General features: G+C 64.9%; 23 protein-coding genes and 1 pseudogene. 12 read left to right on the forward strand and 12 right to left on the reverse strand.

Annotation, left to right across the window (positions count from 1 at the left end; genetic code table 11):
* Positions 1 to 20 precede the first annotated feature (20 nt).
* Positions 21 to 950, reverse strand: coding sequence for a hypothetical protein (locus AC1DSN_RS01365; RefSeq protein WP_477329314.1), 930 nt, complete (start codon positions 948 to 950; stop codon positions 21 to 23).
* Between the two features lie 209 nt (positions 951 to 1159).
* Here AC1DSN_RS01365 and AC1DSN_RS01370 point away from each other — a divergent pair, with 209 nt between their 5' ends.
* Together AC1DSN_RS01370 and AC1DSN_RS01375 are read left to right on the forward strand one after the other, a co-directional pair.
* Positions 1160 to 2152, forward strand: coding sequence for a helix-turn-helix transcriptional regulator (locus AC1DSN_RS01370; protein ID WP_063573755.1), 993 nt, complete (start codon positions 1160 to 1162; stop codon positions 2150 to 2152).
* A 13-nt stretch (positions 2153 to 2165) separates the two neighbouring features.
* Positions 2166 to 3113, forward strand: a complete 948-nt coding sequence (locus AC1DSN_RS01375) for a patatin-like phospholipase family protein (protein ID WP_477296268.1) — start codon at positions 2166 to 2168, stop codon at positions 3111 to 3113.
* A 10-nt stretch (positions 3114 to 3123) separates the two neighbouring features.
* On the opposite strand, the gene AC1DSN_RS01380 is transcribed toward AC1DSN_RS01375, so the two are convergent.
* From AC1DSN_RS01380 to AC1DSN_RS01410, 7 genes are all read right to left on the reverse strand, one after another.
* The gene (locus AC1DSN_RS01380; RefSeq protein ID WP_218625571.1) at positions 3124 to 3837 is read right to left on the reverse strand and encodes a glycosyltransferase; all 714 of its coding nucleotides are present in this window, start codon (positions 3835 to 3837) and stop codon (positions 3124 to 3126) included.
* Positions 3838 to 3916: 79 nt separating this feature from the next.
* A complete protein-coding gene (locus AC1DSN_RS01385) occupies positions 3917 to 4654 on the reverse strand; it encodes a DUF3379 family protein (protein ID WP_477329316.1) in 738 nt (245 codons plus the stop codon).
* Positions 4651 to 5184: a sigma-70 family RNA polymerase sigma factor gene (locus AC1DSN_RS01390; protein WP_159890234.1), complete on the reverse strand. Its 534-nt coding sequence runs from the start codon at positions 5182 to 5184 to the stop codon at positions 4651 to 4653. The genes AC1DSN_RS01385 and AC1DSN_RS01390 overlap by 4 nt, the downstream gene beginning before the upstream one ends.
* A gap of 24 nt (positions 5185 to 5208) precedes the next feature.
* Complete coding sequence (locus tag AC1DSN_RS01395; RefSeq protein ID WP_477329318.1) at positions 5209 to 6081, reverse strand: ParB/RepB/Spo0J family partition protein; 873 nt, start codon at positions 6079 to 6081, stop codon at positions 5209 to 5211.
* Between the two features lie 12 nt (positions 6082 to 6093).
* Positions 6094 to 6945 carry a ParA family protein gene (locus AC1DSN_RS01400; RefSeq protein WP_213949983.1) on the reverse strand — a complete coding sequence of 284 codons (852 nt, stop codon included), beginning with the start codon at positions 6943 to 6945 and terminating at the stop codon, positions 6094 to 6096.
* A 131-nt stretch (positions 6946 to 7076) separates the two neighbouring features.
* Complete coding sequence (gene rsmG / locus AC1DSN_RS01405) at positions 7077 to 7706, reverse strand: 16S rRNA (guanine(527)-N(7))-methyltransferase RsmG (protein WP_213949117.1); 630 nt, start codon at positions 7704 to 7706, stop codon at positions 7077 to 7079.
* A gap of 70 nt (positions 7707 to 7776) precedes the next feature.
* Positions 7777 to 8211 carry an SPFH domain-containing protein gene (locus AC1DSN_RS01410; RefSeq protein WP_477295867.1) on the reverse strand — a complete coding sequence of 145 codons (435 nt, stop codon included), beginning with the start codon at positions 8209 to 8211 and terminating at the stop codon, positions 7777 to 7779.
* A gap of 901 nt (positions 8212 to 9112) precedes the next feature.
* Between AC1DSN_RS01410 and AC1DSN_RS01415 the strand changes: the two genes are divergently transcribed.
* The 10 genes and pseudogenes from AC1DSN_RS01415 to AC1DSN_RS01460 form a co-directional block, all read left to right on the forward strand.
* A complete protein-coding gene (locus AC1DSN_RS01415; RefSeq protein WP_477329321.1) occupies positions 9113 to 9388 on the forward strand; it encodes a hypothetical protein in 276 nt (91 codons plus the stop codon).
* Positions 9388 to 9651, forward strand: coding sequence for a hypothetical protein (locus AC1DSN_RS01420; RefSeq protein WP_063571274.1), 264 nt, complete (start codon positions 9388 to 9390; stop codon positions 9649 to 9651). Before AC1DSN_RS01415 ends, AC1DSN_RS01420 begins: the two co-directional genes overlap by 1 nt.
* A 4-nt stretch (positions 9652 to 9655) precedes the next feature.
* Entirely contained in the window at positions 9656 to 11260 is a 1605-nt protein-coding gene (locus tag AC1DSN_RS01425; RefSeq protein WP_477295864.1) for a PepSY-associated TM helix domain-containing protein, read from the forward strand.
* Between the two features lie 407 nt (positions 11261 to 11667).
* Positions 11668 to 12687 carry a LacI family DNA-binding transcriptional regulator gene (locus AC1DSN_RS01430; RefSeq protein WP_345777504.1) on the forward strand — a complete coding sequence of 340 codons (1020 nt, stop codon included), beginning with the start codon at positions 11668 to 11670 and terminating at the stop codon, positions 12685 to 12687.
* 236 nt (positions 12688 to 12923) lie between these two features.
* Positions 12924 to 15947 carry a TonB-dependent receptor gene (locus AC1DSN_RS01435; RefSeq protein ID WP_477295863.1) on the forward strand — a complete coding sequence of 1008 codons (3024 nt, stop codon included), beginning with the start codon at positions 12924 to 12926 and terminating at the stop codon, positions 15945 to 15947.
* 182 nt (positions 15948 to 16129) lie between these two features.
* The gene (locus AC1DSN_RS01440) at positions 16130 to 17596 is read left to right on the forward strand and encodes a glucoamylase family protein (RefSeq protein ID WP_477329323.1); all 1467 of its coding nucleotides are present in this window, start codon (positions 16130 to 16132) and stop codon (positions 17594 to 17596) included.
* Positions 17593 to 18882 carry a sugar ABC transporter substrate-binding protein gene (locus AC1DSN_RS01445; protein WP_477293454.1) on the forward strand — a complete coding sequence of 430 codons (1290 nt, stop codon included), beginning with the start codon at positions 17593 to 17595 and terminating at the stop codon, positions 18880 to 18882. Before AC1DSN_RS01440 ends, AC1DSN_RS01445 begins: the two co-directional genes overlap by 4 nt.
* Positions 18879 to 19757, forward strand: a complete 879-nt coding sequence (locus tag AC1DSN_RS01450) for a carbohydrate ABC transporter permease (protein WP_477293456.1) — start codon at positions 18879 to 18881, stop codon at positions 19755 to 19757. Before AC1DSN_RS01445 ends, AC1DSN_RS01450 begins: the two co-directional genes overlap by 4 nt.
* Positions 19754 to 20575, forward strand: a complete 822-nt coding sequence (locus AC1DSN_RS01455) for a carbohydrate ABC transporter permease (protein WP_063571280.1) — start codon at positions 19754 to 19756, stop codon at positions 20573 to 20575. The genes AC1DSN_RS01450 and AC1DSN_RS01455 overlap by 4 nt, the downstream gene beginning before the upstream one ends.
* A 5-nt stretch (positions 20576 to 20580) precedes the next feature.
* Positions 20581 to 23271, forward strand: a pseudogene (locus tag AC1DSN_RS01460) (discoidin domain-containing protein); the annotation flags it as partial.
* A 111-nt stretch (positions 23272 to 23382) separates the two neighbouring features.
* Here AC1DSN_RS01460 and AC1DSN_RS01465 read toward each other — a convergent pair.
* From AC1DSN_RS01465 to AC1DSN_RS01480, 4 genes are all read right to left on the reverse strand, one after another.
* Positions 23383 to 23742, reverse strand: coding sequence for a hypothetical protein (locus AC1DSN_RS01465; RefSeq protein WP_213949107.1), 360 nt, complete (start codon positions 23740 to 23742; stop codon positions 23383 to 23385).
* A 217-nt stretch (positions 23743 to 23959) separates the two neighbouring features.
* Entirely contained in the window at positions 23960 to 24790 is an 831-nt protein-coding gene (locus AC1DSN_RS01470) for a pirin family protein (protein ID WP_477293461.1), read from the reverse strand.
* Positions 24791 to 24972: 182 nt separating this feature from the next.
* A complete protein-coding gene (locus AC1DSN_RS01475; protein ID WP_063572242.1) occupies positions 24973 to 25644 on the reverse strand; it encodes a YecA/YgfB family protein in 672 nt (223 codons plus the stop codon).
* Positions 25641 to 26214 (reverse strand): exodeoxyribonuclease III (locus AC1DSN_RS01480; RefSeq protein WP_477329325.1); only part of this gene is annotated, 574 nt, incomplete at its 5' end. The genes AC1DSN_RS01475 and AC1DSN_RS01480, both read right to left, overlap by 4 nt.

Genomic DNA, 26214 nt, shown 5'->3' on the forward strand with positions numbered 1-26214 from the left:
GTGAATGGAAGTGTAAATGGCTAGACTGCCATGAGCTGCGCATAGGCGCGCCCATAGAGCCTTTGCTCGAGACATTGACCGATAACGCAGCTTAACGCGGCCAAACCAGCGGCCGGCGCCAGCATCCGTCCGGCGGGGTGCGACACCAGTAAAAGACACGGCAGCCCGACTGAAAGCACCGCGACGCCGACACGCCCGACCAGCAGGCGCGCGGCCGCGCCACCGGTGGTGAAGCGCTCCGGCACGCCGCGCTCATCGGCCAGCTGGCGCACCGCGCGCCAGCGCATGCCCTCGACGATACCCAACGCCAGCGCCACGGCGAGAAGCCCGAGTCGCCAGGGGGTGGGTGGATCGATCGCCGTCTCATTCTGCAGTGCGACGCAAACCCAGAGCCACAGACCGCCGGCGAACACGGCAGACACCGTGCGGCCCAACGGCTGCGTGTTGGCGAGCGCGGCCACGCCAGGAGGCAGCCGCCGCGACGCGCTCCGCGCCGTATACACAAGGGTGGCAAGTGTACACAGGACGAGGATGGCGCCGGCCAGACGGGTCGCCCAGAACGCGTTTTCTCCCCGCGCCAGGCCAGCCAGCGCCAGCATGGGCAGGTAATTCACCATGGCCACCAGTCCCTCGACCGTGGGCATCATGCGCTTGGCCGGGTTCCAGCCATGCCAGTCCGGCGCGAAACCCAGGCGCAGACAGGTCGCGATGAGACCCAGGCTGACGAACACGAGGCCGATGGTCAGGGGCGCGAGCACCTCGCCGCGGCCGTCGGGATAGACCCCGAGCGCCAGCGAGATGCCGAGCACCATCCACAGCCCATAGCCGGCCGCCGTGGCCGTCTGGATGACCACGAGAGGGGCGGTGAACAGGATGTCGGCGCGAGGAGCGTCGTCCGGCGGTTCGTGTGGACCCACCAGAGCCGGGCCTGCGTGCTTCGGTTCCGCCATGGTCGGGGGAGGCCTTCGGCGAATCGCAAAGCAGCATTTTTGCGCCTTATGGCCCCCGGCGCAAACTTGCGATCGGGCGACCCCCCGAATGGCCGAGTCTCATGTCCCTTGCGGACGGCCATCGCCACCGCCATGCTTGAGTCGCGTAGATACGGGCGTCACGCCCGCACGGACACACTTCCCGAAGCACCATCCAGCCGGCGACACCCATGGACCGCTACGAGCGCATTCTCACCCTGCACCGCCTGCTGAAGTCAGCGCACTATCCCGTGCCGCTGTCCCGGCTGATGGACGAGCTTGAATGCTCGCGTGCCACGCTCTACCGCGATGTCGCCTTCCTGCGCGATGCGCTGGGTGCACCCGTGCAGAGCGTCGCCGGCGAGCAGGCCTCGTTCCGCTACGACGCCTCCGAGGCCGACAGCTTCGAGTTGCCTGGCCTGTGGTTGACCAGTGACGAGCTGGCCGCGCTGATGGCGCTCAATGAGCTTATCGGTCGATCCGATCCCGGTGTGCTCGCAGGCGCGCTGGCGCCGTTCAAGGCGCGCATCGAACGCCTGCTTTCCGACCACGGCAGCGGAAAGGCCTTGCCCGTGGACCGCATCCGGGTGATTTCCTGGGGCGCGCGCAAGATGGACCAGCAGGTGTTTCGCATCGTCGCAGGCGCGACGCTCGAACGTCGCCAGCTGAGCTTCCGTTACCGCGCGCGCACCACCAATGCCGATTCCAAGCGCACGGTGTCACCGCAGCGGCTCACCCACTATCGCGACAACTGGTACCTCGACGTCTGGGACCACGACCGTGAAGCCCTGCGCAGCTTCGCGGTGGATCGCATCGCGGACCCGCAGTCGCTGGAGACGAAGGCCAGGGACGTGGACGACGCCGAGCTTAACGACCTGCTCGCCTCCAGCTATGGCATCTTCGCGGGCAAGCCCAAGGCCTGGGCAACTATCCGTTTTTCATCGCATGCCGCGCGTTGGGTGGCAGACGAACACTGGCACTCGCAGCAAAAGGGCGAGTCCCTGCCGGATGGACGCTACGAACTGAAGGTGCCGTATTCGAACTCGCGCGAACTGTTGATGGACGTACTCAAGTACGGGCCGGATGCCGAGATCGTCTCGCCACTGCCGCTTCGCGAAGAAATGAAGATCCTGCTCCAGTTGGCCCTGACCGGCTACCAGAACAGTTCGAACAACCACCACTGAGCGCCGCCGCTGCATGAGTGAGATCGATATCGCGGATCCGGGCGCCCTGCCCGCCGCCAGCGGTACGCCGCGTAAGCCGCGTGTGGCCCTTGCGCTCGGTGCAGGGGCGGCAAAAGGACTCGCCCATATCGGCGCGATCGAAGTCCTCGAGGAACGCGGTTTTGAAATCGTCGCCATTGCCGGCACGTCGATGGGTGCGCTCGTCGGCGGCATCTACGGCATGGGCAAGCTCGATGTGTATCGCGACTGGGTTTCCGCCCTGGCGCGGTTCGACGTGTTGCGCCTGGTCGACTGGAGCTTCTCGGGCGGTGGTTTCATCAAGGGCGACCGGATCATGGCGGCGCTGCGTGAGCTCATCGGTGAGGTCAACATCGAGGAGCTCAATGTTTCCTATACGGCCGTGGCGACCGACCTGGATCGCGAGCGCGAAGTGTGGCTCACCAAGGGCCCGCTGTTCGATGCGATCCGCGCCTCCATCGCCATCCCGACGCTCTTTCGTCCGTATGTGCACGACGGTCGCCGGCTGGTCGACGGTGCGCTACTGAACCCGTTGCCGGTGCTTCCGCTGATGCGCGAAGACGCCGACTACGTGATCGCCGTAAGCGTGGATGGCGCGGCCGAACTGCAGAAGCCACCGGAAAAGGACGTGACCGTGCGCACCGACGAAGGGTATACCGCCAAGCTCGGGCGTCTGATCGGACGCGTACTGCCTTCGTCGGATGGCAAGCCGAAGCTCAGGGATCCCGGTGCGTTCGACCTGATGACCCAGGCGATGGACCTGATGCAGGCCAATCTCTCACGGCTGCGCCTGGCGGCCTACCAGCCGGACGTGCTGATCGAGATTCCGCGCAATGTATCGACGGTGTACGAGTTCTACCGCGCGAGAGAGTTGATCGAGCTGGGGCGCGAGCGCACGGCGAAGGCGTTGGATGCCTGGCAGCCGCGGATGTTGAAGCGCTGAAAGCGCCGCCTCAGACCTCTTCCGTACGCGTCACCTTCGCCCGCCGCATCAACCAGGCCACGCCGCGCAGATCGGCCAGCCCGACCCAAAGCCGGTCCAGCATCCCGTACTTCGACGTCCCCGCTGTGCGCGGACGATGCCCCACCGGCACGCTCTGGCTGGCAAAACCCGCACGCTTCACCAGCGCCGGCAGGTAGCGATGCATATGGTCGAAGTAGGGCAGGCGCATGAACGTCTCGCGTTCGAACAGCTTCAGGCCGCAACCGGTATCCGGGGTACTGTCCTGGAGCATGCGCGAGCGCACCGCATTAGCGACCTTCGACGAGATGCGCTTGTTGAAACTGTCGCGCCGCGTGACACGCCAGCCAGCGAACAGCTTCAGCGCCGGCGAGGCGTCACGCGCGGCGAGCAGCTTGGGAATATCGGCGGGGTCGTTCTGGCCGTCGCCATCCAGCGTGGCGATCCACGGCGCACGCGCGTTGCGCACGCCATTCCAGACGGCCGTGCTCTGGCCGCTGCGGGTGAGGTGCCGGATGACCCGCAGCTCCGGATACTGCGCCTTGGCGGCGGTGAGCACGGCGACGCTGTCGTCGGTGCTGTCGTCGTCCACGTAGATGATCTCGAAGTCGATCCGGCCGCGCAGCGCCGAGGCGATCTCGGCGAGGAGGGGCGGGATGTTGTCGCGCTCGTTGAAGACGGGCACGACTACGGCGAGGTCGGTCATCGCGATTCCGGGGTGGCTCGATTCGGGGCGGCATTATCGCCCAACCGGCCCGGGATGGGGCCGCGCTCGCCGCGTTCGTTCAGATCCGGCCGATGACTTGCGGCGCCGGGCCTTCGATCGCGGCACGCCAGCCCCGCTCCACGGCGTCCATCGCGCTGCGGCTGGCGCCCTGCTGGGCCAGGACCACCAGGGTGCCGCCGTGCAGCGGCATCTGCCTGCCTTCCCAGCCATCGCGCACGAAGGTGCCGGGCGTGGTGTCCATCTTGCCCGGCATGTACAGGGCCACCACCGGCTCGTCGTTCATGCGGGTCACCAGGTGCACGGCCGGGTACGGACCCACCGTGCAGTCGCGCACGTAGGTGACGCCGGCCGGCATCGGCCCCTTGAGCCGCGTCGCGCGGCCGACGAAACCGGCCTCGACCTGGGCGTCGGTCATGGGCTCGGTCAGGCTCAGCGCATCCATCTCGCCGGGCATGTGCGCCACGGCGAGGGCGGGTAGCGAGTTGAGATCATTCTGACGCCACATCAGGCCCACCCCGGCGAAGGCGATGGCGACCGAGGCCGCCATGGCCAGCCAGGCACGACGCATGCCCACCTGGCGGCGACGCTCGCCCGTGGCCTGGGCGAGCAGGATCCGGTCGACGAGACCTTCGGGGAGGGGAATGGCCAGCGCGGCTTCGAGATCGTCGTCGAAACGCTGTGCGCGCTGCCAGAACGCGGCACAGCCGTCCTTGCAGCTGTCGCGATGGGCGATCAGTTCGGGAGCGCGCGAGCGCGGCTCGGCGCCGATGCGGCGGCGGAATTCGAGGCAGTTCATTTCCGGCCTCCTTCAGCCGCGGCGCGTCCGCCGAGCAGGTCCTTGAGACGCTGACGTGCGCGGAACAACTGGGTCATCACCGCGCCAGGCTGTTGATCGGTGGCGGCGGCGATCTCGTCGCAACTCATGCCACCGAGCACCTGCATGGCCAGGGGCTCGCGGTATTTGTCGGGCAACTTGAGCATGGCGTCGCGCACCTGGGCGGCATCGCCACTGCGCTCCGGGCTGGCAAAGGCGGCCTCTTCGGGCACGGTGTCGTCCAGTTCCACGGTGTCGAAGCGCTTTCGTTCGTAAAGGCGCGCGTGTTCGCGGCGCAAAATGGTGATCAGCCAGGGCTTCGCGGATTCGGCGTCGCGCAGCGAGTCGAGGTTTTTCCACGCGCGCAGGAAAGTCTCCTGGACCAGGTCCTGGGCCACGGACTCGTTGCGCGACAGCCAGAAGGCGAACCGGTAAAGGTCGGCCGACAGGGCGCGCACCATCGCTTCGTATTGGCGCTGCTTCGGGTTCACGTCCTTATGGACCGGAGGCATGGCCATTTCCTTTCAGATCCGCGCTCAGCGGACCTTGGACAGGATGCCGTCGAGCTCGTCGAGGCTGTGGTAATGGATGACGAGCTTGCCCTTGCCGCCGCGACCGTGCGCCAGTTCGACGCGCGTGGCGAAACGCTCCGCCAACTCCCGCTCCAGATTGGCGATGTTCGGGTCGGCCGGGTTGGCCTTGGCCTTGCCCTTCGGCGCCAGCTGCGCCTTGCGTGCGGCCTCTTCCAGTTCGCGCACGGTCCAGCCGTGGCGCGCAGCTTCCAGCGCCAGCGGTTCGGCGATGCTGTGCGGAAGGGTGAGAAGCGCGCGCGCGTGGCCCATTTCCAGCTTGCTCTCGTCCAGCAGCGTCTTGATCGACGCCGGCAGGTCGATCAGGCGCAGCAGGTTCGACACGGCGGCGCGCGAACGGCCGACGGCATCGGCTGCCTGCTGGTGCGTGAGGTCGAATTCGTCGATCAGGCGCTGCAGGGCCTGGGCTTCCTCGAGCGGCGTGAGCTCCTGGCGCTGGATGTTTTCGATCAGCGCCATGGCGAGCACGGACTGCTCGGGCACGTCCTTCACCAGCGCCGGGATCTCGCTCATGGAGGCGCGCTGCGCCGCGCGCCAGCGACGCTCGCCGGCAATCAGCTCGTAACTGTTCTTGCCGATGGCGCGAACCACCACCGGCTGGATGAGGCCCTGGGCCTTGATCGAGGCGGCGAGCTCGTCGAGCGCCTCGTCGTTCCAGTGGCGGCGCGGCTGGTACTTGCCGGCCTGGATCTGGTGGATAGGCAGCAGTCGCAGCTCGCCTTCCTGCTCGACGATCGACGGACCGGCATCAGGGCCAGCACCACCACCGAGCAGGGCATCCAGGCCACGGCCGAGTCCACGTTTCTTCGCTGCTGCCATTGAAGGAATTCCTTAAGGTGCCGTCGGAACCGTGTCGGTGGCGTCGGGCGCCGCGTCGTCGGTCTCGGGGGTGTCGCTTGCCGCGCCTTGTGCCGCCAGCATGGCGCGTTCGCGGCGAATGATTTCGCCGGCGAGGCCGATGTAGGCGATGGCGCCGCGCGACCCGCGATCGTAGAGATGAATGGGCTGGCCGTGGCTGGGCGCCTCGGCAAGACGCACGTTACGCGGAATGATCGAGCGCAGCACCTTGTCGCCAAAGTGCAGGGTGAGCTGGGCCGAGACCTCGTTGCCGAGGTTGTTGCGCACGTCGTACATGGTGCGCAGCAGGCCTTCGACCTCGAGTTCGGGGTTCAGGCGCATCCGCACGGCCTTGATCGTGTCGAGCAGGCTCGACAGGCCTTCCAGCGCGAAGTACTCGCACTGCACGGGAATCAGCACGCCGTCGGCCGCGGTGAGCGCGTTGAGCGTCAGCAGGTGCAGCGAGGGCGGGCAGTCGATCAGGATGGTGTGGTAGTTGTCCGCGACCTTGGCGAGCTGCTCTTTCAGGCGATGCTCGCGCGCCATGCCGTCCATCAGTTTCAGCTCGGCGGCGGTGAGGTCGCCGTTACCCGGGAGCAGGTCGTAACCGGCCTCGGTGCGCACCAGCACGCTGCCGATCTCTACTTCGCCCAGCAGCACTTCGCAGCCATTCGGCTTGGCCTCGTGCTTGTCCACGCCCGACGCCATGGTGGCGTTGCCCTGCGGATCGAGGTCGACGAGCAGCACCTTGCGCCGCGCGGCGGCCAGGGCCGCGGCGAGGTTGACGGAGGTGGTGGTCTTGCCGACGCCGCCTTTCTGGTTGGCGACTGCGAGGATGCGGGCCATGGAGGGTCGTTATCTACCGAGCGCGGAAGGGGCGCTAGCGTAGCATTGCCGGGAGGTCCAGCCCTAGACAGGGTGTAAGGGCAGAAGCAGCTCCTTGTGGGAGCCGCTTCAGCGGCGAAGGGTGCTGGCGATCACGCCCGCCGAATCACGACCAGATGCCGCTCGCCCTCGACCCCCGGCACCGTCAACACATGAATCCCCTCGACGGTGAACCCCTCCGGCACCCCATCCAGCTCCTCAGCCGGATGCTTGCCCTTCATCGCCAGCCACACACCACCCGGCGCCAGCAAATGCCCGCCCCAGCCAAGCATGTCCGCCAGGCTGGCGAAAGCACGGGCGGTAATACAGTCGAACGTGCCCTCCACATCCTCGACCCGGCTCTGCAGGGCGCGTCCGTTGGTCAGCTTCAGCGAGCGGATCGCCTCGCGAAGAAAGCGGACCTTCTTGCCGTTGGAGTCGACCATGAGGACCTCGCGCGCCGGCTCGGCGATCGCCAGGGGAATGCCGGGAAGGCCCGGACCGGTCCCCAGATCGGCAAGCGTCGTGCCCTCGACGAACGGGACGATGGCCAGCGAATCCAGAAGGTGGCGCGCGACCTGCTCGTCCGCGTTACGGACCGCTGTCAGGTTATAGGCCGAGTTCCAGCGCTCGAGCAGCTCGCGGTAATCGAGCAGGCGCGCCACGGCGCCCTCGGGCAGGACGGTGCCAAGCGTGGCAATGCCGCGTTCGAGCTGGGTTTGCAGGGCTTCGCGCGCAGTCATGCGACACCGGGGAATGGTGATGGGGCGCAAGAGTATGAAAGCGCCGGCGCGAAGGCGCCAGCGCGGGGGATCAGGCCGCGTCGAGCTCGACGCGGGTGACCAGCATGCCGCGCGAACGCAGCGAGCCATTCATCGTGTGCTTGAGCTGGGTACCGACGGCGCGGCGGTCGGCCGAATGGGCGGAGCTGGCGTCGCGCAGGGCAGCAACAACATTGCTGCGAATCATCTCAGGCGCTTCGTCGATCACTTCGTCGGCCACTTCCGGCTCGAGCACCTGCCAGTAGACCGTGCCGCCGTCGAAACGCAGCGTCTGGCCACCGAGGTCGATCTTGTGGAAAACGCGGTCGATGATCGGCACGAGCATGTGGGTGCCAGCGGTAAGCAACGAGGGCGAGCCGCCGAGGCGACGCACGCTGTAGACCTGACCTTCCGGGATGCGTCGCACCGAGGCCGCCGCAAGAGCGAAGGCAACGAGGGTGGTGGCAATGAGGATGGTGGTCAACATGGCTGCTATTTCAACGAGTTACCGTGGTTTCCTGTCGCACTACGTGGCGAGACGCGCCAACGTGGTGATTCGTGTGGTGTTAATTCTAATTTAACGCAAGGGTTAACGCTAGTTTTACTTAACCCCCGTATTCAGTTAACGGTCGGTTTGGTCAAAACTTGAGCAGGTGGTGATTCTTTGACCAGGCCCACAGCGGTCAGCCGGGCAAAGCAGGCGGCGCCTATAACCGGAGAGATATTCCAGGGAGTTGGAAAGAGGTCTAGGTTTGGCATCAGGAGTTCCACCACCTCGACAAGGAGAAGTCGACATGCGCAGCATCATCAGGTCGGTATCGTCGGCCCTGTTCGGCATTGTCCGCAGCAGGTGTGTCCGGCACGGCGTCGGCCGGCTCGGGCTATATCAACCTCGTGAGTGGCATCCCCCGCTTCAACGTTCCGCGTGCCCTTCCGCGGATGCGCTGGGACACCGACGCGGCGACGCTGTCATGAGGCGTCCCTATGTGTGCTGGCTTTCGATAGCGCTTGCGGTTGCCTGCGTTGGTTTGCCCGAGCGGTCGCAGGCGCGTCAGCTGGAAGACCTTTTCCATAGCCCAGGGGGCTCGCGGACGAGTCGGCCGGCGCCATGCACAGCGAACCGGCTGGCAGCGGCGGCGGCGGCGGCGAGCGCTGCATCGTTTGGCTACGGCATTGACGGCGATGGCTCGGGGACGGGAAGCCAGGGACCGATCACTCACTTTCCGCTGACATGTGACCCTAAACCCAGTAAACCCCGTAGAGCCGTGGACGCTGTCATGGAGATGCTTGGACCGGGAGGCGCCTATTGGCGGCCATACGGACAGTGATACGACGGTTGACCGTCCTGGCTTAAATGATAATAATTATCAATCAGCCATCGACAGGCCATGCCAATGAATACCCTCGGCTGCGTGGCGGCCCTCGTCGCCATGGCCCTCGCTTATCTCTCGGCCCGGAACCAGCGCGTGCTGGCGCGTCCGTTGGGGCGCAGGGGCCGCCTTGCCGCATGGGTTTTCGCCGTCATCGCGTTCGCCGCCTGGATCGCCGGTGAGACGTCGCTTCCCGGGATTGTTGCCGCGCTCGCCGCGCTGATGCTCGGCGCGGTCGCCTGGCCCTATGTGGCATGGCTCTTCCGCCCCGCCGCCGAACGGAAAAACCGCTGATGCTCGCCAAGACCTTCGCCGGCATCCTGCTCGGCCTGCCGCTGGCGCTGGCCCTCATCGCCGTGATGATCTGGATCTGGCCGGGCTCGAGCGAATCGGTGACCCTGCCCTTCCTGGTCGCTTTCTTCCCGGTCTGGACCGGGATCATGGGTGGCACTTATATGTTCCGCAGCGGCGCCCGCGCCTGGGCCTGGCTGGCCGTGGCCAACCTCGCCGCATTCGGCGCCCTGTTCCTTGCCAAGCACACGATGCCGGGGCTCTGATCCGATGAAAGCCTCGACCATTCGCACGTTTACCGTCGTCCACACCTGGACCGGATTGCTTGCTGGCTTCGCGCTGTTCATCGCGTTCTACGCGGGCGCGCTGACGATGTTCCACGACGAGATCGACACCTGGGCGTCGCCCCGGGCCGAGATGGCTCGTGCCGACACGATGGATCGCGTGGAGAAAATGCTCGAGGGCATCGTCGCCACGCACCCCGGGGCGCGCGACCAGATCGGCGTGACCTTCCCAGCCGATCATCCGTCGCACGAGGTGGCCGCGTACTGGATGGACAAGAGCGGCGACTGGAAAACGCAGACGCTCAACGAGAGCAGCGCGCGCGACGCGGAAGACCACGAGCACGCACTGGCCGACTTCGTCTACGAGCTGCACTACGACCTCGGCATCCCGGCGATCGGTATCTATCTGATGGGTGTCGTCAGCGTGATCTACGGTCTCGCCTTGCTTACCGGCCTGCTGATTCATCTGCCCAATCTCGTGCGCGAGCTGTTCGCGCTGCGCCCCGGTCATAACCTCAAGCGGCTGTGGCAGGACGCGCACAACGTCATCGGCATTCTCAGCCTGCCCTTCCACATCATCTTCGCCATCACCGGCGCGTTGCTCTGCCTGACCATGGTCATGTTGATGGCGTTCAACACGGCGGCGTTCGACGGCAAGCTGTTGCTGGCGTTCGAGCGCATGACCAGCGCGCTTCCGGAAACGACGGCGAAGGGTGGCAGCGCGGTGATGCTGACCCCGGCGGAACTCGGTGCGCGGGCGCGCCAGGCGGCAATCGCCTCCGGTGTCGCGAACTTCAAACCCGATTACATGCGTTACGTGCACTACGGCCAGAAGGGCGCGGCTGCGGAAGTACGCGGCACCTCGACCAAGACGCTCGGTGAGTACGGCATGGTCTCGCTCGATGCCGCCGACGGCCATGTTTTGCAGGTGCAGGTGAGCGGGGCGCGCGATGCCAACCACGCGACCTACGCCGCCATCTTCGGGCTGCACTTCGGTTCGTTCGGTAACGTGTCGCTGCGCTGGCTGTACTTCCTGCTTGGGCTTGCTGGCGCCTTCCTTTTCTATTCCGGCAACCTGCTCTATATCGAGACGCGGCGTAAGCGGCGCCAGGCCGAGCAGCCGATGAAGGTACGCGCGATGGCCACGGCTACCGTGGGCGTGTGCATCGGTTCGTGCTTCGCCATCTCGGCGACCTTCCTGGGAAATCTGATCGGGCCGTTGCTTGGCGCCACGCCGGAAGCGATCGTCCAGCCGGTTTGCTTCACTGCCTTCGCGGCCGCCGTGATCTGGACCTTCTGGCGCCGGCCGGCGAAGGCGGCCGTGGATCTGCTCTGCGCGACGGCGCTGGTAAGCGTGACCGTTGGCGTGCTCGACATGGCGATCCACGGAGATCGCCTCATGCGCACGCTGGCGGAGGGTCGCTTCGCCGTGCTGGGCGTGGACCTCGTTGCCATCGCCATGGGCGTGGGCTTCGCGTGGCTAGGCGTCGCCACCCGCAGGCGTGCCGTCGAGGGCGATCCGTGCAGTGTCTGGTCGTCGAAGCGTGTGGTTGCCACCGCCGCCACGTCGACGACAGCGCAGCAAGCGTGAGATTTGGGCAGCACCGCTCTGTGTAGGAGCCGATTCATCGGCGATCCCTAACGGGTCGCGAGCACCCATCGCCGATGAATCGGCTCCTACAGGGGCGAACGAGCGGCGCTTCAAAGCGCAAGAAGTCGCGATTTTCCATGTAACGCCCGTTACTAAACGCGGCAGCCATTCATCTCCGTGACGTTTTCGCTGAGACAGCTGCTGCGTCGCCGCAAACGTTTACGTACCAGTCAAGTCGCTGACACCACACACGTTTTTAACAGGTGGGGGCGAGTGGTATCGCTCTTCGTCCAGTATCGTACCGCAGCGCAACAAGGCCTTGTTTTCGAAGACTTTACAAGCTCCCATGAAAACGTTTACGTTCCGCGCCGTCAGCCCTCCGGGGCGGGGGATAAGGGCGAAAACGCGTGAGTGTGACCATCAAAGACGTCGCGAGAATGGCCAACGTTTCCGTGGCCTCGGTTTCCCGTGCCCTGAACGGCCATGGCGGCGTGACGGCCGAAACCCAGAAGCGGATTCGAGAAGTTGCGACCCGCCTCCGCTACGTTCCGCACAATGCTGCGCGCAGCCTGATCACCCGCCGTACCCAGACCATCGGCGCCCTCCTGCCCGATCTGCACGGTTCGTTCTTCTCCGAACTCATCCGCGGTATCGATCTGGCCGCACGGGCGCGTGGGCTCTACCTGCTGGTCTCCAGCTCCCACGGTGATGCCACCGAAGCCGCCATCGCCCTGCGCGCCATGCAGGGCCGCGTGGACGGCCTGCTGGTGATGTCGCCGCATGCGGACGAAGCGTTCCTCGACGAGAACCTGCCGATCGTCCTGCCGACCGTGCTGATCAACAGCCACGTGCGCTCGGAACGGCACGCCTCGCTCGACGTGGACGACTTCGGCGGTGCCCGCGCCATGACCGAACACCTGCTGGGCCTGGGTCGCAAGCGCATCGTTTTCATTGCCGGTCCCGAAGTGAACCACGACGTGCAGGAGCGTATCCGCGGTTACCGCGACGCCCTGTCCACCGCCGGATTTGGTGGGCGTGCGGCTGTGCTGCACGGCGACTTCACCGAGGAATCCGGTTACCACGCCGGCAAGCAGGCGCTGGCCATGGTGCCGCGCCCCGATGCGATCTTCGCCGCCAACGACATGATGGCGATCGGCTGCCTGTCCGCACTCGCCGAGGCGAAGGTGCGCACGCCCGAAGACATCGCCGTGGTGGGCTTCGACGACATTCCCATGGCGCGCTATGTGTCGCCGCCGTTGACCACGGTGCGCATCCGCATCGCCGAGCTTGGTGAGGCCGCCCTCGAGCGTCTCGCCGCCATGATCGAAGCACCCGACGACGCCGCTCCCGAGCCGCATGTCGTCAGCACCGAAATCGTCGTTCGCGCCTCGTGTGGCGGGAGCGACACGGTAAGACGACGGGCCTGACGCCCGTCGGAATACACGGCTTGCCGGGCCGTGGCTGGAACCTCAGGGACGGCGTCAATCACAGGACATCCGAACGAACTTCCGGTCCGCAACCGCGGAACGGGCGGGAAAGCACGGGGGCATAACGCTCTCGAAAAAGTGGCACGACCACCGCGGACGACACCAATGTCGACCTCCGTGTTTCACGCTCCGCCGGGCCGGACAGCACAGCAAGAACCATTTGGGAGAGGGGATTCATGAAGGTTTCGTCGCATTTGAAGAAAAAGCTGCTGGTCAGTGTCATCGCTGCCGCCGTCGCCACCGCGATCGCACCCGGCGCCGTGTTCGCACAGACCGCCAATGCCACGCTTCGTGGCAAGGCCACGCCGGGCGCCAATGTCACCGTGTTCAACCCGCAGACCGGCCTGACCCGCCATGCGACGGCCGGTGCCGACGGCTCCTACGTGATCAATGGCCTGCCGCCGGCGACGTATCGCGTGGACGCGGGCCCGGCCACGGAGCAGAACATCACGTTGACGGTCGCCTCCACGGCCACCGTGAACCTGATGGCCCCGACCTCCCAGGGCACGACGGCCAACGCGGCCAATGCGACGGCCATGGAAGGCGTGACGGTCGCCGCCACGACGATCCAGGAAGTGAAGACGCCGGAAGTCGGCCAGACGATCTCGCTGCACCAGATCGCGACCATTCCGCAGGCCTCGCGTAACTTCCTCGAGTTCGCCGACACCGTGCCGGGCATGGTCTTCAGCGTCGATGCGAAGGGCAATACGTCGCTTCGCGGCGGCGCACAGAACACCAGCTCGACGAACGTCTACATCGATGGCGTGAGCCAGAAGAGCTACGTGAAGGAAGGCGGCGTCTCCGGCCAGAGTGGTAGCCAGGGCAACCCGTTCCCGCAGCTTGCCATCGGCGAATACAAGGTCATCACCTCGAACTACAAGGCCGAGTACGACCAGGTCTCGAGCGCGGCGATCACCGCCGATACGAAGTCGGGCACCAACGAGTTCCACGGTGAGGTGTTCGGCACGTACACCAACGACGCGTTCCGCAACCGTACGCCGATCGAGAAGTTCTCCGGCAAGAAGGTCGAGTCCGAATCCAAGGAATACGGTTTCGCGCTCGGCGGTCCGATCATCAAGGACAAGATGCATTTCTTCGTGGCCTACGAAGAGAAGAAGTTCGACACGCCGATTTCGGTCACGCCGAACAGCGTCAACAATGCGAATGTCAGTGCGCTGCTTCCCGCGTCCGCGCAGGCTGAAATTGGTCCGGCCAACATCCCCTTCAACGAGAAGCTGTACTTCGGCAAGATCGACTGGGAGCTGACCGACCGCGACCGCATCGAGATCAGCACCCAGGTGCGCCGCGAAACGCAGGTCTCGAACGTCGGCAGCGGTGTGACGGCCTCAGCCGGGCTCGACAACAACAACCACGACACGCGCGGCACGTTCAAGTGGGCCCATAGTGCGGACAGCTGGTACAACGAGCTGATCTTCACCTATGAGAACGCTTATCTGCGGGCGGTCCCGACCACGGTCGGCAACGGCGCCACCTATTCGTACCAGCAGCAGCAGGACGCAACGATCCTGACGACGGGCTCGGCCGATCCGCGCGGGATCTCGGACAAGAGCCAGGAAGGTCCAAGCATCTCCGACACCTTCACCTTCAACGATCTCGAGTGGCACGGCGACCATGTCGTCAAGTTCGGCTACAAGTACAAGTCGGTCGAGCTGAAGGCCGCCGATGCTGCTGCGTCCAATCCGCAGTTCTTCTACGACGTGAATCCGACCGGCACCTCGGCGCAGCCGTGGAAAGTCTTCTACGCGACGCAGCTGCCGGGCGTGGACGGCGTTGCCGACACCACGTCGCGCCAGTACGGCATGTTCGCGCAGGACGACTGGACCGTTAACGACCACCTCACCCTGAACCTCGGCGTGCGCTGGGACTACGAAGTCACGCCGCAGTACACGAACTACGTGACACCCCAGCGCGTGCTCGATGCCCTCAACTCGCAGGACCCGTACGCGGGTGCACCGGTCGGCCAGACCTATGCGGAATCGCTTGCCAAGGGCGGCGTCAACGTCAACGATTACATCAGCACCGGCAATAACCGCAAAGCCTACAAGGGCGAGTGGCAGCCGCGCCTCGGCTTCTCGTACGACCTGTTCGGCGATGAAGCGCATGTCATCCACGGCGGTGCCGGCCGCGCCTACGACCGCAACCTGTTCGACTACCTTCAGGTCGAGCAGACCAAGCTGACGCTGCCGCAGACCACGCTGAACTTCAATCTTCCGACCCACCCGTGTGACACCGGCGCGTCGAACTGCATCCCCTTCAATCCGGCTTATCTGACGGGCGGCCAGGGTGTGTTGAACAGTCTTCTCTCCGGCGGCAATTCCGGCCAGGAAGTGGACATGCTCAACAACCACCTGAAGGCTCCGTACTCCGACCAGTTCAGCCTCGGTATGTCCAATGCCGTCGGTGACTGGCAGACCGATGCCACGGTGACCCGCGTGCTGTCGAGAGACGGTTTCGTGTTCACCCTCGGCAACCGCTTCCCCAACGGCCAGTTCTTCCAGGGCGGTTCACAGCCCTGGAGCAATGGCGTGCCGAACATGGGCGGCCTGATCATCGGTAACAACGGCATCTCCACACGCACCACGCAGGTCCTGCTGTCGGCGAACAAGCCGTACACGGTGGAATCCGGCTGGAGCACAAGCCTGGCGTACACGTACTCGCATGCCAAGCAGAACCGTGACATCAACGAGCATTACTCGTTCGACGAAGCCACGATCAATGACTACCCGTTCATCACTTCGAATGCGGTGGCGAAGCACCGCTTCGTCGGTACGGGTGCGGTCGACCTGCCGTGGGGCATCAATGCCTCGATCAAGCTGACCGTCGCCACGCCGCTGCCGAAGAACGACAACGCCTGCTACGGCGCGATCCTGCCGACAGGTAGCTCCTGCCAGCCGGTTGCTGGTATTCCCCGCGGCTCCAAGTTCCTGGTCGGTGGTGACATCTGGGGTTACCGCGATATCGACGTGCAGTTCACCAAGGACTTCATCATCAGCGGCGACACCAAGATCTACGCCCGCTTCGATATCCTGAACCTGTTCAACTGGACCAACTACGCCGACTACAACACCGCCTGGGGTTCCGGCGGCGAATTCAATCCGAACGGCGTGTCGTACAACAAGCAGGGCAACATCACCTACCTGCCGCGTACCGCACGCTTCACCGTTGGCCTGAAGTTCTGATCGACGGGTGCATCCGGTACGCCGGATGCACCATACTTTCGGCGCCCGCGAGTCTCCCCGCGGGCGCTGCTTTTGTACGGCAAGCAAAGTCCTCCGGGACTTTTATTTGTCTTGATGGCGTAAACGTTTACATACGCCACCGCGGGACGTACCAAAGGATTCGCTCAATGAAAGCCACTACGATGAAACGCCTAGCCCTAGCTCTCGGTGTCATGCTCGCCAGTACCGCCCCCCTTGCCCTCGCGCAGAAAGAACCCGCGAAAGCCAAACACGTGTCGGCCGCCACGCTCAAAGACCTCCACGCCGTCCCGCCCATGGTGGTGGAGCTGGAGAAACGTACGTTCCAGTGGTTTTGGGACAGCGGCAACCCGACCAACGGCCTTATTCCCGATCACTACCCGAGCCCGTCCTTCGCTTCGATCGCCTCGGTCGGTTTCGGCCTGACGGCGTACGGCGTGGGTGTCGAGCGCGGGTATATCACCCGTGACCAGGCGGTCGAGCGCACGCTGGCCACCCTGCGTTTCTTCCACGACGCCCCGCAGAACGACGCCGAAGACGGCGCCACCGGCTACAAAGGCTTCTTCTATCACTTCCTGAACATGCAGACCGGTCAGCGTGAAGCGCGCTGGACCGAAGTCTCCACGGTGGACACGACGCTGCTGCTCGGTGGCATCCTGTTCGCGCAGAGCTATTACGACCACGACAACCCGCAGGAAGCCGAGATTCGCCAGCTTGCCGACGACATTTACCGTCGCGTCGAATGGACCTGGGCGCAGAACCACGGTGCCCTGATCAGCATGGGCTGGACACCCGGCGGCAAGATGATTCCGCACGACTGGGCCGGCTATAACGAAGGCATGCTGGTGTACATCCTGGCCCTCGGTTCGCCCACGCACCCGGTGAACGAGGATGCCTGGCACGCCTGGACGGCTACGTACGACAAGACCTGGGGCGAGTTCCACGGCCAGACCTTCCTCAACTTCGCACCGATGTTCGGTCACCAGTACAGCCATACCTGGGTGGATTTCCGCGGCATCCGCGACGCCTGGGGCCGTGACCACAACATGGACTACTTCGAGAACAGCCGTCGTGCGACATACTCACAGCAGGCCTATGCGGTAGCCAATCCCGGCGGCTGGAACGGTTACGGCAAGAACATCTGGGGCCTCACCGCCAGTAATGGCCCCGGCGGCCTGATCGTCAAGCAGGGCGACAAAGAGCGCACTTTCGCCGGTTACACCGCACGAGGCGCCGGCCTGGACTACATCTCCGACGACGGCACCATCGTGCCCACGGCAGCCGGCGGCTCGATCGCCTTCGCGCCCGAGATCGTGATTCCCGCGCTCGAGGAGATGAAAAAGAAGTACGGCCAGTACATCTATACGAAGTACGGCTTCGTCGACGCCTTCAACATGACCTTCGACACCAAGACCGAAGTGCGCACCGGCAGGCTGGTACCGGGTTTCGGCTGGGCAGACACCGTGCACCTGGGCATCGACCAGGGCCCCATCGTGTTGATGATCGAGAACTACCGAAGCGATTTCGTCTGGTCGGTGATGAAGAAGAACCCGTATATCCGCAAGGGTCTGCAGCGCGCCGGCTTCACCGGCGGCTGGCTCGATGCCGATACGGCCGCCAACCTGTGGTGAGTCGCGTCACCCGCGCTTGCCGGACCACCCTGGCGCTGGCGCTTGCCGCCGTCGCGGTGGCCGGCTGTGCGAAACCGGACGCGGACGCGCGGACCCTGCAGTTCTGGACCATCGGCCGCGAAGGCGAGGCGGTGGAAAAGCTGCTGCCGGAGTTCGAGCGTGAGCATCCCGGCCTGCACGTGTCCGTGCAGCAGCTGCCGCTTACGGCCGCTCACCAGAAGCTGCTGACGGCCTACGCCGGTGACTCCACGCCAGATATCACCCAGCTGGGTAACACCTGGGTGCCGGAACTGGTGGCACTGGACGCGATCGAGCCGCTCGACGCACGCGTCGCCGCGTCGAAGGTCGTCGATCGCAACGACTATTTCCCGGCCATCTGGTCCACCAACGTCATCGACGGCAAGCTGTACGGCGTGCCCTGGTACGTCGACACGCGCCTGTTGTTCTATCGCAAGGATCTTCTCGCGAAGGTCGGTTACGACCATCCGCCGCGCGACTGGAACGAGTGGCAGGCGATGATGGCGAAGCTGTCGCAGCCGCCCGGCAAGACCTATGGCGTGCTGCTACCGACCAACGAATTCGAACAGCTGCTCGCGCTCTCCCTGCAGCAGGATGAGCCCTTGCTGCGCGACGATGGTCGCTACGGCAATTTCCGCAGTGCCGGTTTCAAGAAGGCGCTGACCTTCTACGTCTCGCTGTTCAAGAACAAGCAAGCCCCGATGATGACCAACGTCGGTGTGGGCAACCCGTGGGCGGCTTTCGGCCAGGGCTTTTACACGTTTTATCTGTCGGGTCCGTGGAATATCGGCGAGTTCCGCAAACGCCTTCCACCCGAGCAGCAGGGCGATTGGGCGACCACGCCGTTGCCGGGGCCCGACGGTCCGGGCGCATCGAATGCGGGCGGCTCCAGCCTGGTCATCTTCCGTGCGTCGAAGCACAAGGATGACGCCTGGGCGCTTGTCGAGTTCCTCTCGCGCCCGGCCATCCAGGAGCGCTTCTACCAGATCCTCGGCGACATGCCGCCGCGACGTTCCTCGTGGGAAGCGCCCGCGCTGCGTAACGACGACAAGGCCACGGCCTTCCGCGAGCAGCTCGAGCGCGTGAAGCCCACGCCGCCGGTGGCCGAGTGGGAACGCATCGTCACCGAGATGCAGCTCGTCGCCGCGCAGGCCGCTCATGGCGATCTCTCCATCGACGAAGCCGCCGCCGAGATCGATCGCCGGGCGGACCGCCTGCTGGAGAAACGTCGCTGGATGCTCGACCACGGCCATAAGGCATCGCCATGAATACCTCCCGCGCCGCCTGGCTGTTCATCACGCCCGCGCTGATCATCCTCGGCCTGTTCTTCCTGCTGCCGGTGGTCGCGGCGCTGATCCTTTCGGTCACCGATTACGATCTTTATGCGCTGGCCGACATCCGCAACCTGCGCTTCGTTGCCCTGCAGAACTACTGGCAGCTGCTGCAGCGCCCGCTGTTCTGGTCGGCACTCGGCCATACGGTGTACTTCGTGGTAGTCGGCGTGCCCTTGTCGCTGATCGCTTCGCTGGGTTCGGCGATGCTGCTCAATTCACCACTCGTCCGGTTCAAGCCCTTCTTCCGCACGGCGCTGTTCGCACCCGTCGTGACGACCGTGGTCGCGGTCGCGGTGATCTGGCGTTACCTGTTCAACACCAAGTACGGCCTGGTCAACTACGCGCTCGATGCGATCGGCATGCCGACCATCGACTGGCTGGGTGATCCGCACTGGGCGATGCCGACGATCATCCTGTTCGCCGTGTGGAAGAACTTCGGCTACAACATGATCATCTTCATGGCCGGCCTCCAGGCGATACCCGGCGATCTCTACGAGGCCGCGCGCATCGATGGTGCGTCGGCCTTTGCGCAGTTTCGTCACATAACCCTGCCGATGCTGAAACCCACCATGGTGATGGTGAGCATTCTTACCGTTTCCGGTTACTTCCAGCTGTTCGCCGAGCCGTATGTCATGACCGAAGGCGGCCCGCTGCAGAGCACCACCTCGGTGCTGTACCTGATGTACGAAGAGGGCTTCAAGTGGTGGAACCTGGGTTCGGCCTCGGCCGTGGCCTTCATCCTGTTCGTCATCATGTTCGCGGTCACCGCGACGATGCTGCGCCTGTCGCGGCAGGGAGAGAAGGCATGAGCCCACGTCTGGCCAAGGCCCTCATCAACGGCCTGCTGATCGGCGCCGCGGCGATCGCCATTGCGCCGCTGCTGTACATGCTGTCCGTGTCGTTCATGCCGCAGGGTGAGGCGAGTGCCTTGCCGCCGCCCATCCTGCCCACGCATCCGACGCTCGCCAATTATCGCCAGCTGTTCCTCAACGCCGGCATGGGCCGTTACCTGGTCAACAGCCTGCTGATCTCGACCGCGATTACCGTGGTCTCGCTCGCCTTCAACCTGATGGCCGGCTACGCCTTTGCCAAGCTGGAATTCAAGGGGCGCCAGCGGATCTTCCAGGTGCTGCTCGGCGCGCTGGTGATCCCGGCACAGGTAGCGATGCTGCCGCTGTTCCTGCTGCTGAAGTACATGGGCCTGGTCAACACTTATGGCGCGGTGATCGTGCCTGCGCTGGCGACCATCTTTGGCATCTTCCTCGTGCGCCAGTACGCCAGCGGTATTCCGGACGACCTGATGGAGGCGGCGCGCATCGATGGTGCTGGCGAATTCCGTATCTTCGCCACCATCGTGATGCCGCTGCTGAAGCCGATCATGGTGACGCTGGCGATCTTCACCTTCCTGGCCGCGTGGAACGACTTCATGTGGCCGTTGATCGCACTGACCGGACAAGAGCACTACACGCTGCCGATCGCGCTGGCGTCGCTGTCGCGCGAGCACGTGCAGGACAGCGAGCTGATGATGGCTGGCTCGGTCGTGACCATCCTTCCGGTACTCGTTCTGTTCCTCGCCCTGCAGCGCTACTACCTCGAAGGTCTGCTCATGGGTAGCGTCAAGGGATAAGCCGTATGTCGCGTTTCGCTTTATTCAAACTGGCCGCGTCTGCGTGCTTCCTCGTCGCCTTGCCGACGTTTGCCACGGACAAGGCACGCACGCTCGACACCTTCGATACGGCGACAGGTTGGGCAGCGATCCACACCGATGATGTGTCGGCTACGCTGCGCCCGATGCCCGGACGCGTGGGACAGGCCATCTGCCTCGCCTACGATTTCAACGGCGTGTCGGGCGCAGCGTCTATACGCAAAACCCTGCCGATCGATTACCCGGATGGCTTCGCGCTGAGTTTCGACGTGCGCGGCCACATGCCGCCAAACACCTTGCAGCTGAAGCTGGTCGACGATAGCGGCGACAACGTCTGGTGGTTCCAGCAACCGCACTTCATGCCGACCGGCACGTGGACAACCGTCCAGGCGACGAGCCGCCAGGTCGAGTTCGCGTGGGGGCCTGTCAAAGACCGCGCCTTGCGTCATACGCGCGATATCGAGTTCGTCGTCTATGCCGAGGCGCAACCTGGGCAGGCGGCGAATCGTGGCGAGGTCTGCTTCGACAATCTTCGTCTCACACCGCGAATGCCGGAGGCGGTGGCCGTGCCGCCACCGACGCCGAACGCCGTGTTCGAGTCGCGTGCCAGGCAGGTACGTCGCGGACTGTACCCGCGCGGCTTCTCGGGCGAGCAATCGTACTGGACCATCGTCGGTGTGGATGGCGGTAGTCGTGATTCCGCGCTGCTCTCCGAAGACGGTGCGGTGGAAATCGTACGCGGCGGCTTTTCCATCGAGCCCTTTCTCGTCTCTGGCGGCAAGCTCATCACCTGGGCGGACGTCACGACGACGCAGTCGCTGCGCGACCGCTACCTCCCGATGCCGTCGGTGCGCTGGGCGACAGGTGGACTCACCCTCGATACAACGGTATTCGCACAGGGTCCTGCAGGCGCCTCGCGATTGCTGCTGAGCTATCGGGTCGCGAACGACAATGACACCGCGCGCGATGTGACACTGGCGCTCGCCACGCGCCCGTTCCAGGTGAATCCGCCGACGCAGTTCCTCAATGCGCCGGGTGGCACCAGTCCCATCCACGATCTTGCGTGGGATGGTCGGGCATTGACCGTCAACGGTGCGCGCAAGGTGGTGCCCTTGCAGGCGACGACCGCCTTCGTCGCCAGCGCCAGTGCGCCGAAAGCGCTCGGTGAACGACTGGATGCAGGCGAACGCCCGAGCATGAAGGCGATTCACGACGCGACGGGCTTCGCTCAAGGCGCGTTGCTGTACGACCTGCATGTACCGGCGCATGGTCACGTCGATCTTGGCGTCGTCGTGCCGGTGAAACAGGACGACGTGGTTGACGTGCCCGCGGACGCTGGCACCTGGCTGGCCACCCAGGCCGACGCCGTCGCCGCGACCTGGCATGAAAAGCTCGACCGCGTCGAGGTGGCGGTACCGTACACGGCGCAACCCATCGTTGACACCATGAAGAGCGGCGTCGCGCAGATGCTCATGTCGCGTGACGGGCCTGCGCTGCAGCCCGGTACGCGCTCGTATGCACGCACCTGGGTGCGCGACGGCGCGATGATGCTCGAAGGGCTGCTCCGCACGGGCCACGAAGATGTCGCCTCTGCCTTCATCCGCTGGTACGCACCGCACCAGTTCTCCAGCGGAAAGGTGCCGTGCTGTGTCGACGCGCGCGGTTCCGATCCGGTACCCGAGAACGATAGCCACGGCGAACTCATCTTCAGCGTGGCCGAGCTCTGGCGCTACACGCACGACCGCGGCACCGTTGATGCACTGTGGCCGCATGTCGAGAAGGCCGTGACGTACATGGACACGCTACGTGCCAGCGAGCGGGAGCCGGAGCGCCTGCGGAATGCCGACCGTCCGCTCTATGGCCTGATGCCTGCCTCGATCAGCCACGAGGGCTATTCGACCAAGCCGATGCATTCGTACTGGGACGACTTCTGGGCACTCAAGGGCTACGACGATGCCGTCGAACTCGCTGCCGCGCTCGGTCACGCGGACAAGGTCCCGGCATACACGGCTTCGCGCGATCAGTTCCGCGGCGATCTGCATGCGTCCATCGAGGCGGCCGTGAAGGCGCGCGGCATCGACTTCCTTCCGGGTTCGGCCGAGCTTGGCGACTTTGACGCTACCTCGACCACGATCGCGTTGTCGCCGGGCGGCGAGCAGTCACGCCTGCCGAAGGCGTTGGTCGAGCACACCTTCGAGAGGTACTGGCAGGGATTCGTGGCGCGGCGCGACGGCCAGGTGGCGTGGGAGGACTACACGCCCTATGAGGTGCGAACGATCGCCACCTTCGTCCGGCTGGGCTGGCGAGACCGTGTCAACGACCTCATCGCGTTCTTCTTCGCCGATCGCCGGCCGGCCGCGTGGAACCAGTGGGCGGAGGTCGTCGGCCGCGACCCGCGCAAGCCGCGCTTCGTCGGCGACATGCCCCACGCGTGGATTGCCTCGGACTTCGTCCGATCAGCGCTCGATCTGTTTGCCTACGACCGCGAGGCGGACGGCAGCATGGTCCTGGCAGCCGGCGTGCAGCCTGGCTGGCTGGAAGGCGAGGGCATCGCCATTCGCGACCTGCGCACGCCTTACGGGCGTCTGGGCTACACACTGGTGGCAAAGGGAGCACAAGTCACCCTGACCATCACCCAGCCCATCCATCCGCCGGGCGGCCTGATCCTCTCGCTCCCTTCAGGCGAAACGAAGATCCCCCCGAACGCCAGCACCTTCAAAGCCACCCTGTAGGAGCCGATTCATCGGCGATCCCGCGCCAGCGGGCCAGACAGGGCGAAAGGCCCAGGCTTAGTGCGTAGCAACCCGCGTCCGCAACAGCGCATCCACCGCCTGCTGCCACTCCGCCGATCCCGGCTTCGCCTGCGGAGCCTCTTCGCCCAGCTTGGTATTCACCGCCTGGTCCCAGGCCGGGGTATCCGGTTTCGGACCATGGCCGTCATCGCTGATGGCCAGGGTCTTATCGACCCAGGCGAACCAATCGGGCGATCCCAGCACGGGGTTTGCGGGCGCGGTCTTACCGGGCGCCGGGGCAGACGCCGTCGTCGTCTCGGCCGAGGGTGCAGCCGTTGGCGCGGGCGCTTGCGACGGTGAACACGCCGCAATGATGAGAGCTGCCGTGATGGGCACGGCGGTAAAAAGGAAGCGCATGGGCAATGAAATCCTCGCGAATGCCGATGCGCCGATGCTAAAGGGCCGTTCCCGTCCGGCACTTAAACAGGGTGGGGAACTTCTCGTGCTTGTTCAGGTTTGGGGTTCTTGTTGGAGTCGGCGAATTGGCCCGCTGCGCGGGATCGCCGATGAATCGGCTCCTACAGGGGCCGATTCATCGGATATGGGGGAGCCGATTCGTTGGTACGAGGAACCGTCAGAACTTGCCGGCGCGGAAATCCGCGATCGCTTCGTGAATCTGCGCCGGGGTGTTCATGACGAACGGGCCGTAGCGCGCGACAGGTTCAGCGAGCGGACGGCCGGCGACGACCAGGACACGAGCGGACTCGTCGGCCGCGAAGGTCACCGTCTTTCCCTTGGACAACACCGCCAGCTCACTACGCGCCAGCGATTCACCCGCCACCACTGCGGCCTTCCCATCGAACACATAGGCAAACGCGCTGTGTCCTTCGGGCAGATCGAGTTCGAAACGCGCACCTGCGTCGAGGGCGATATCGAGATACACCGGCTCAGTCGCCACGGCGGACACCGGACCCTTCGCGCCTGCCAGTTCGCCGGCAATGACGCGCACGGCCACGCCTTCCACCGGATGCACCAGCGGAATATCCGAAGGAGGGATGTCCTGATAGCGCGGTTCGACCATCTTGTCTGTCGCCGGGAGGTTCACCCACAGCTGAAAGCCCCACATGAGCCCTTCTTCCTGCTGCGGCATTTCCGAATGCAGGATGCCGCGCCCTGCCGTCATCCACTGCACGCTGCCCGGACCGAGATCCCCGCGGTTGCCGTGGTTGTCGCCGTGCTGCATGCGCCCGGCGAGCATGTATGTGACGGTCTCGAACCCGCGGTGGGGATGCTCGGGAAAGCCCTCGATGTAGTCGCCGGGCTGGTCGGAGCGAAACTCGTCGAGCAGCAGGAAGGGATCGAGCATGTCGAGGGCGGGCTGGCCGATCACGCGCTTGAGTTTCACGCCGGCGCCGTCGGCGGTGTCCATGCCGCGAACGCGGCGGACGATGCTTCGTTGGGTCATGACGGGTCTCCGGTAGCTGATGCGACCAAAGATGACGCCAATCGGCGACGGGGCCAAGACGCGTCCGGTGAACGATCTGTCCTGTGGGAGCCGCTTCAGCGGCGAAAGGCCAACGGAGCGGTGACGCGGCAACGCCTATCGCCGCTGAAGCGGCTCCCACATGGAAAACAGTCAGCGCTTTCTTAATGCACCCAGTGGCCCGAGCGCTGCCGCGGCGGGCCTTCTTCACCGTCCACGCGCGGGCGGGTCATCGCTGCCAGTTCGTCTTCGGTCGGCGCGTTCTGGCGCCAGTACTCGCCGACGGCATTGAGCACCTCGGGCAACTGGCCCAGGCACTCGTCGTACTCCTCGTCGGTGAGCTTCTCGAACTCGGCATCGGCCTGGAGTACGCCTTCATCCACGGCAAGGGCCATGATCGGGCCGAGCAGCTGCATCAGGTTCGGGTCCTCGGCCAGGCGGTTTTCCCAGAGCTGTGCGCGCATGTCGATGCCGCGACTGAAGCCTTCACACCAGCCGGCGGCAGAGAGCATGGGACCGTCTTCGGTGTCGATCTCACCGAGGATGGGCTCATAGGCATCGACGTCGAGTTCAGCGCTGATGGAATCGTTGAGCTTGGCTAGCAGGGCGAGCAGCCGGTTCCCTTCGTCCTCGTCCTCGAAGGCGTCATGCAGGATCTCGTGCAGCCACTCTTCCGGCTTCACTTCGAGCGGCCCGATGGCGATCGCCGAGAGAAGGCCATGCAAGCCGTCGAGCATCAGGTCGCCGTCGCCACCGTGCATCCGCAGGTAGGTATCGAGGACTTCGAGCTCGGCGTCATCCAGCGAGCTGGGCCATTCGGACTTGGGTGTGTTCAAAGCATCAACTCCAGCGCGACGGGCGCGTGGTCGGACGGTTGCTCCCACTTGCGCGGGGCCTTGTCGATGATCGACGAGGTTACCGACGATTTGAGCGCATCGCTGATCAAGATGAGGTCGATCCGCAGGCCCATGTTGCGGCGGAACCCGGCCTGGCGGTAGTCCCACCAGCTGAAGAGACCGGCTTCGTCGTTGAACATGCGAAAACTGTCGTGAAGGCCGACATCGAACAGCGCCTGCAGTGCCGCGCGCTCGGGCGGGGAGCAGAAGATGTCTTCGCCCCAGGCCACGGGGTCGTATACGTCGCGGTCGTCGCGGCAGATGTTGAAGTCGCCCAGCACGACCAGCTTCGGATACTTCAGGATCTGCTGCTCGAGGAAGTCGCGGACCTTCGCCAGCCAGTGCAGCTTGTAGGTGTACTTCTCGTCACCCAACGCCTTGCCGTTGACCACGTACAGATTCACGACACGGATATCGCCGACGGTGGCTGCGAGGATCCGACGCTGCGGATCGTCCAGGCCCTCGATATCGGTGACGACATCGCTCAGCTCACCGCGCGCGAGGATAGCC

The organism is Luteibacter sp. P4_D7_3 (assembly GCF_056401735.1).

Bases quoted from the DNA above. Each gene is read 5' to 3' on its own strand.
- AC1DSN_RS01425 (WP_477295864.1), top strand. From the start codon at position 9,656: ATGAAAGCCTCGACCATTCGCACGTTTACCGTCGTCCACACCTGGACC.
- AC1DSN_RS01385 (WP_477329316.1), bottom strand. From the start codon at position 4,654: ATGAACTGCCTCGAATTCCGCCGCCGCATCGGCGCCGAGCCGCGCTCG.
- AC1DSN_RS01455 (WP_063571280.1), top strand. From the start codon at position 19,754: ATGAGCCCACGTCTGGCCAAGGCCCTCATCAACGGCCTGCTGATCGGC.
- AC1DSN_RS01470 (WP_477293461.1), bottom strand. From the start codon at position 24,790: ATGACCCAACGAAGCATCGTCCGCCGCGTTCGCGGCATGGACACCGCC.
- AC1DSN_RS01370 (WP_063573755.1), top strand. From the start codon at position 1,160: ATGGACCGCTACGAGCGCATTCTCACCCTGCACCGCCTGCTGAAGTCA.
- AC1DSN_RS01465 (WP_213949107.1), bottom strand. From the start codon at position 23,742: ATGCGCTTCCTTTTTACCGCCGTGCCCATCACGGCAGCTCTCATCATT.
- AC1DSN_RS01420 (WP_063571274.1), top strand. From the start codon at position 9,388: ATGCTCGCCAAGACCTTCGCCGGCATCCTGCTCGGCCTGCCGCTGGCG.
- AC1DSN_RS01415 (WP_477329321.1), top strand. From the start codon at position 9,113: ATGCCAATGAATACCCTCGGCTGCGTGGCGGCCCTCGTCGCCATGGCC.
- AC1DSN_RS01400 (WP_213949983.1), bottom strand. From the start codon at position 6,945: ATGGCCCGCATCCTCGCAGTCGCCAACCAGAAAGGCGGCGTCGGCAAG.
- AC1DSN_RS01365 (WP_477329314.1), bottom strand. From the start codon at position 950: ATGGCGGAACCGAAGCACGCAGGCCCGGCTCTGGTGGGTCCACACGAA.
- AC1DSN_RS01440 (WP_477329323.1), top strand. From the start codon at position 16,130: ATGAAACGCCTAGCCCTAGCTCTCGGTGTCATGCTCGCCAGTACCGCC.
- AC1DSN_RS01380 (WP_218625571.1), bottom strand. From the start codon at position 3,837: ATGACCGACCTCGCCGTAGTCGTGCCCGTCTTCAACGAGCGCGACAAC.
- AC1DSN_RS01410 (WP_477295867.1), bottom strand. From the start codon at position 8,211: ATGTTGACCACCATCCTCATTGCCACCACCCTCGTTGCCTTCGCTCTT.
- AC1DSN_RS01450 (WP_477293456.1), top strand. From the start codon at position 18,879: ATGAATACCTCCCGCGCCGCCTGGCTGTTCATCACGCCCGCGCTGATC.
- AC1DSN_RS01390 (WP_159890234.1), bottom strand. From the start codon at position 5,184: ATGCCTCCGGTCCATAAGGACGTGAACCCGAAGCAGCGCCAATACGAA.
- AC1DSN_RS01435 (WP_477295863.1), top strand. From the start codon at position 12,924: ATGAAGGTTTCGTCGCATTTGAAGAAAAAGCTGCTGGTCAGTGTCATC.
- AC1DSN_RS01375 (WP_477296268.1), top strand. From the start codon at position 2,166: ATGAGTGAGATCGATATCGCGGATCCGGGCGCCCTGCCCGCCGCCAGC.
- rsmG (WP_213949117.1), bottom strand. From the start codon at position 7,706: ATGACTGCGCGCGAAGCCCTGCAAACCCAGCTCGAACGCGGCATTGCC.
- AC1DSN_RS01395 (WP_477329318.1), bottom strand. From the start codon at position 6,081: ATGGCAGCAGCGAAGAAACGTGGACTCGGCCGTGGCCTGGATGCCCTG.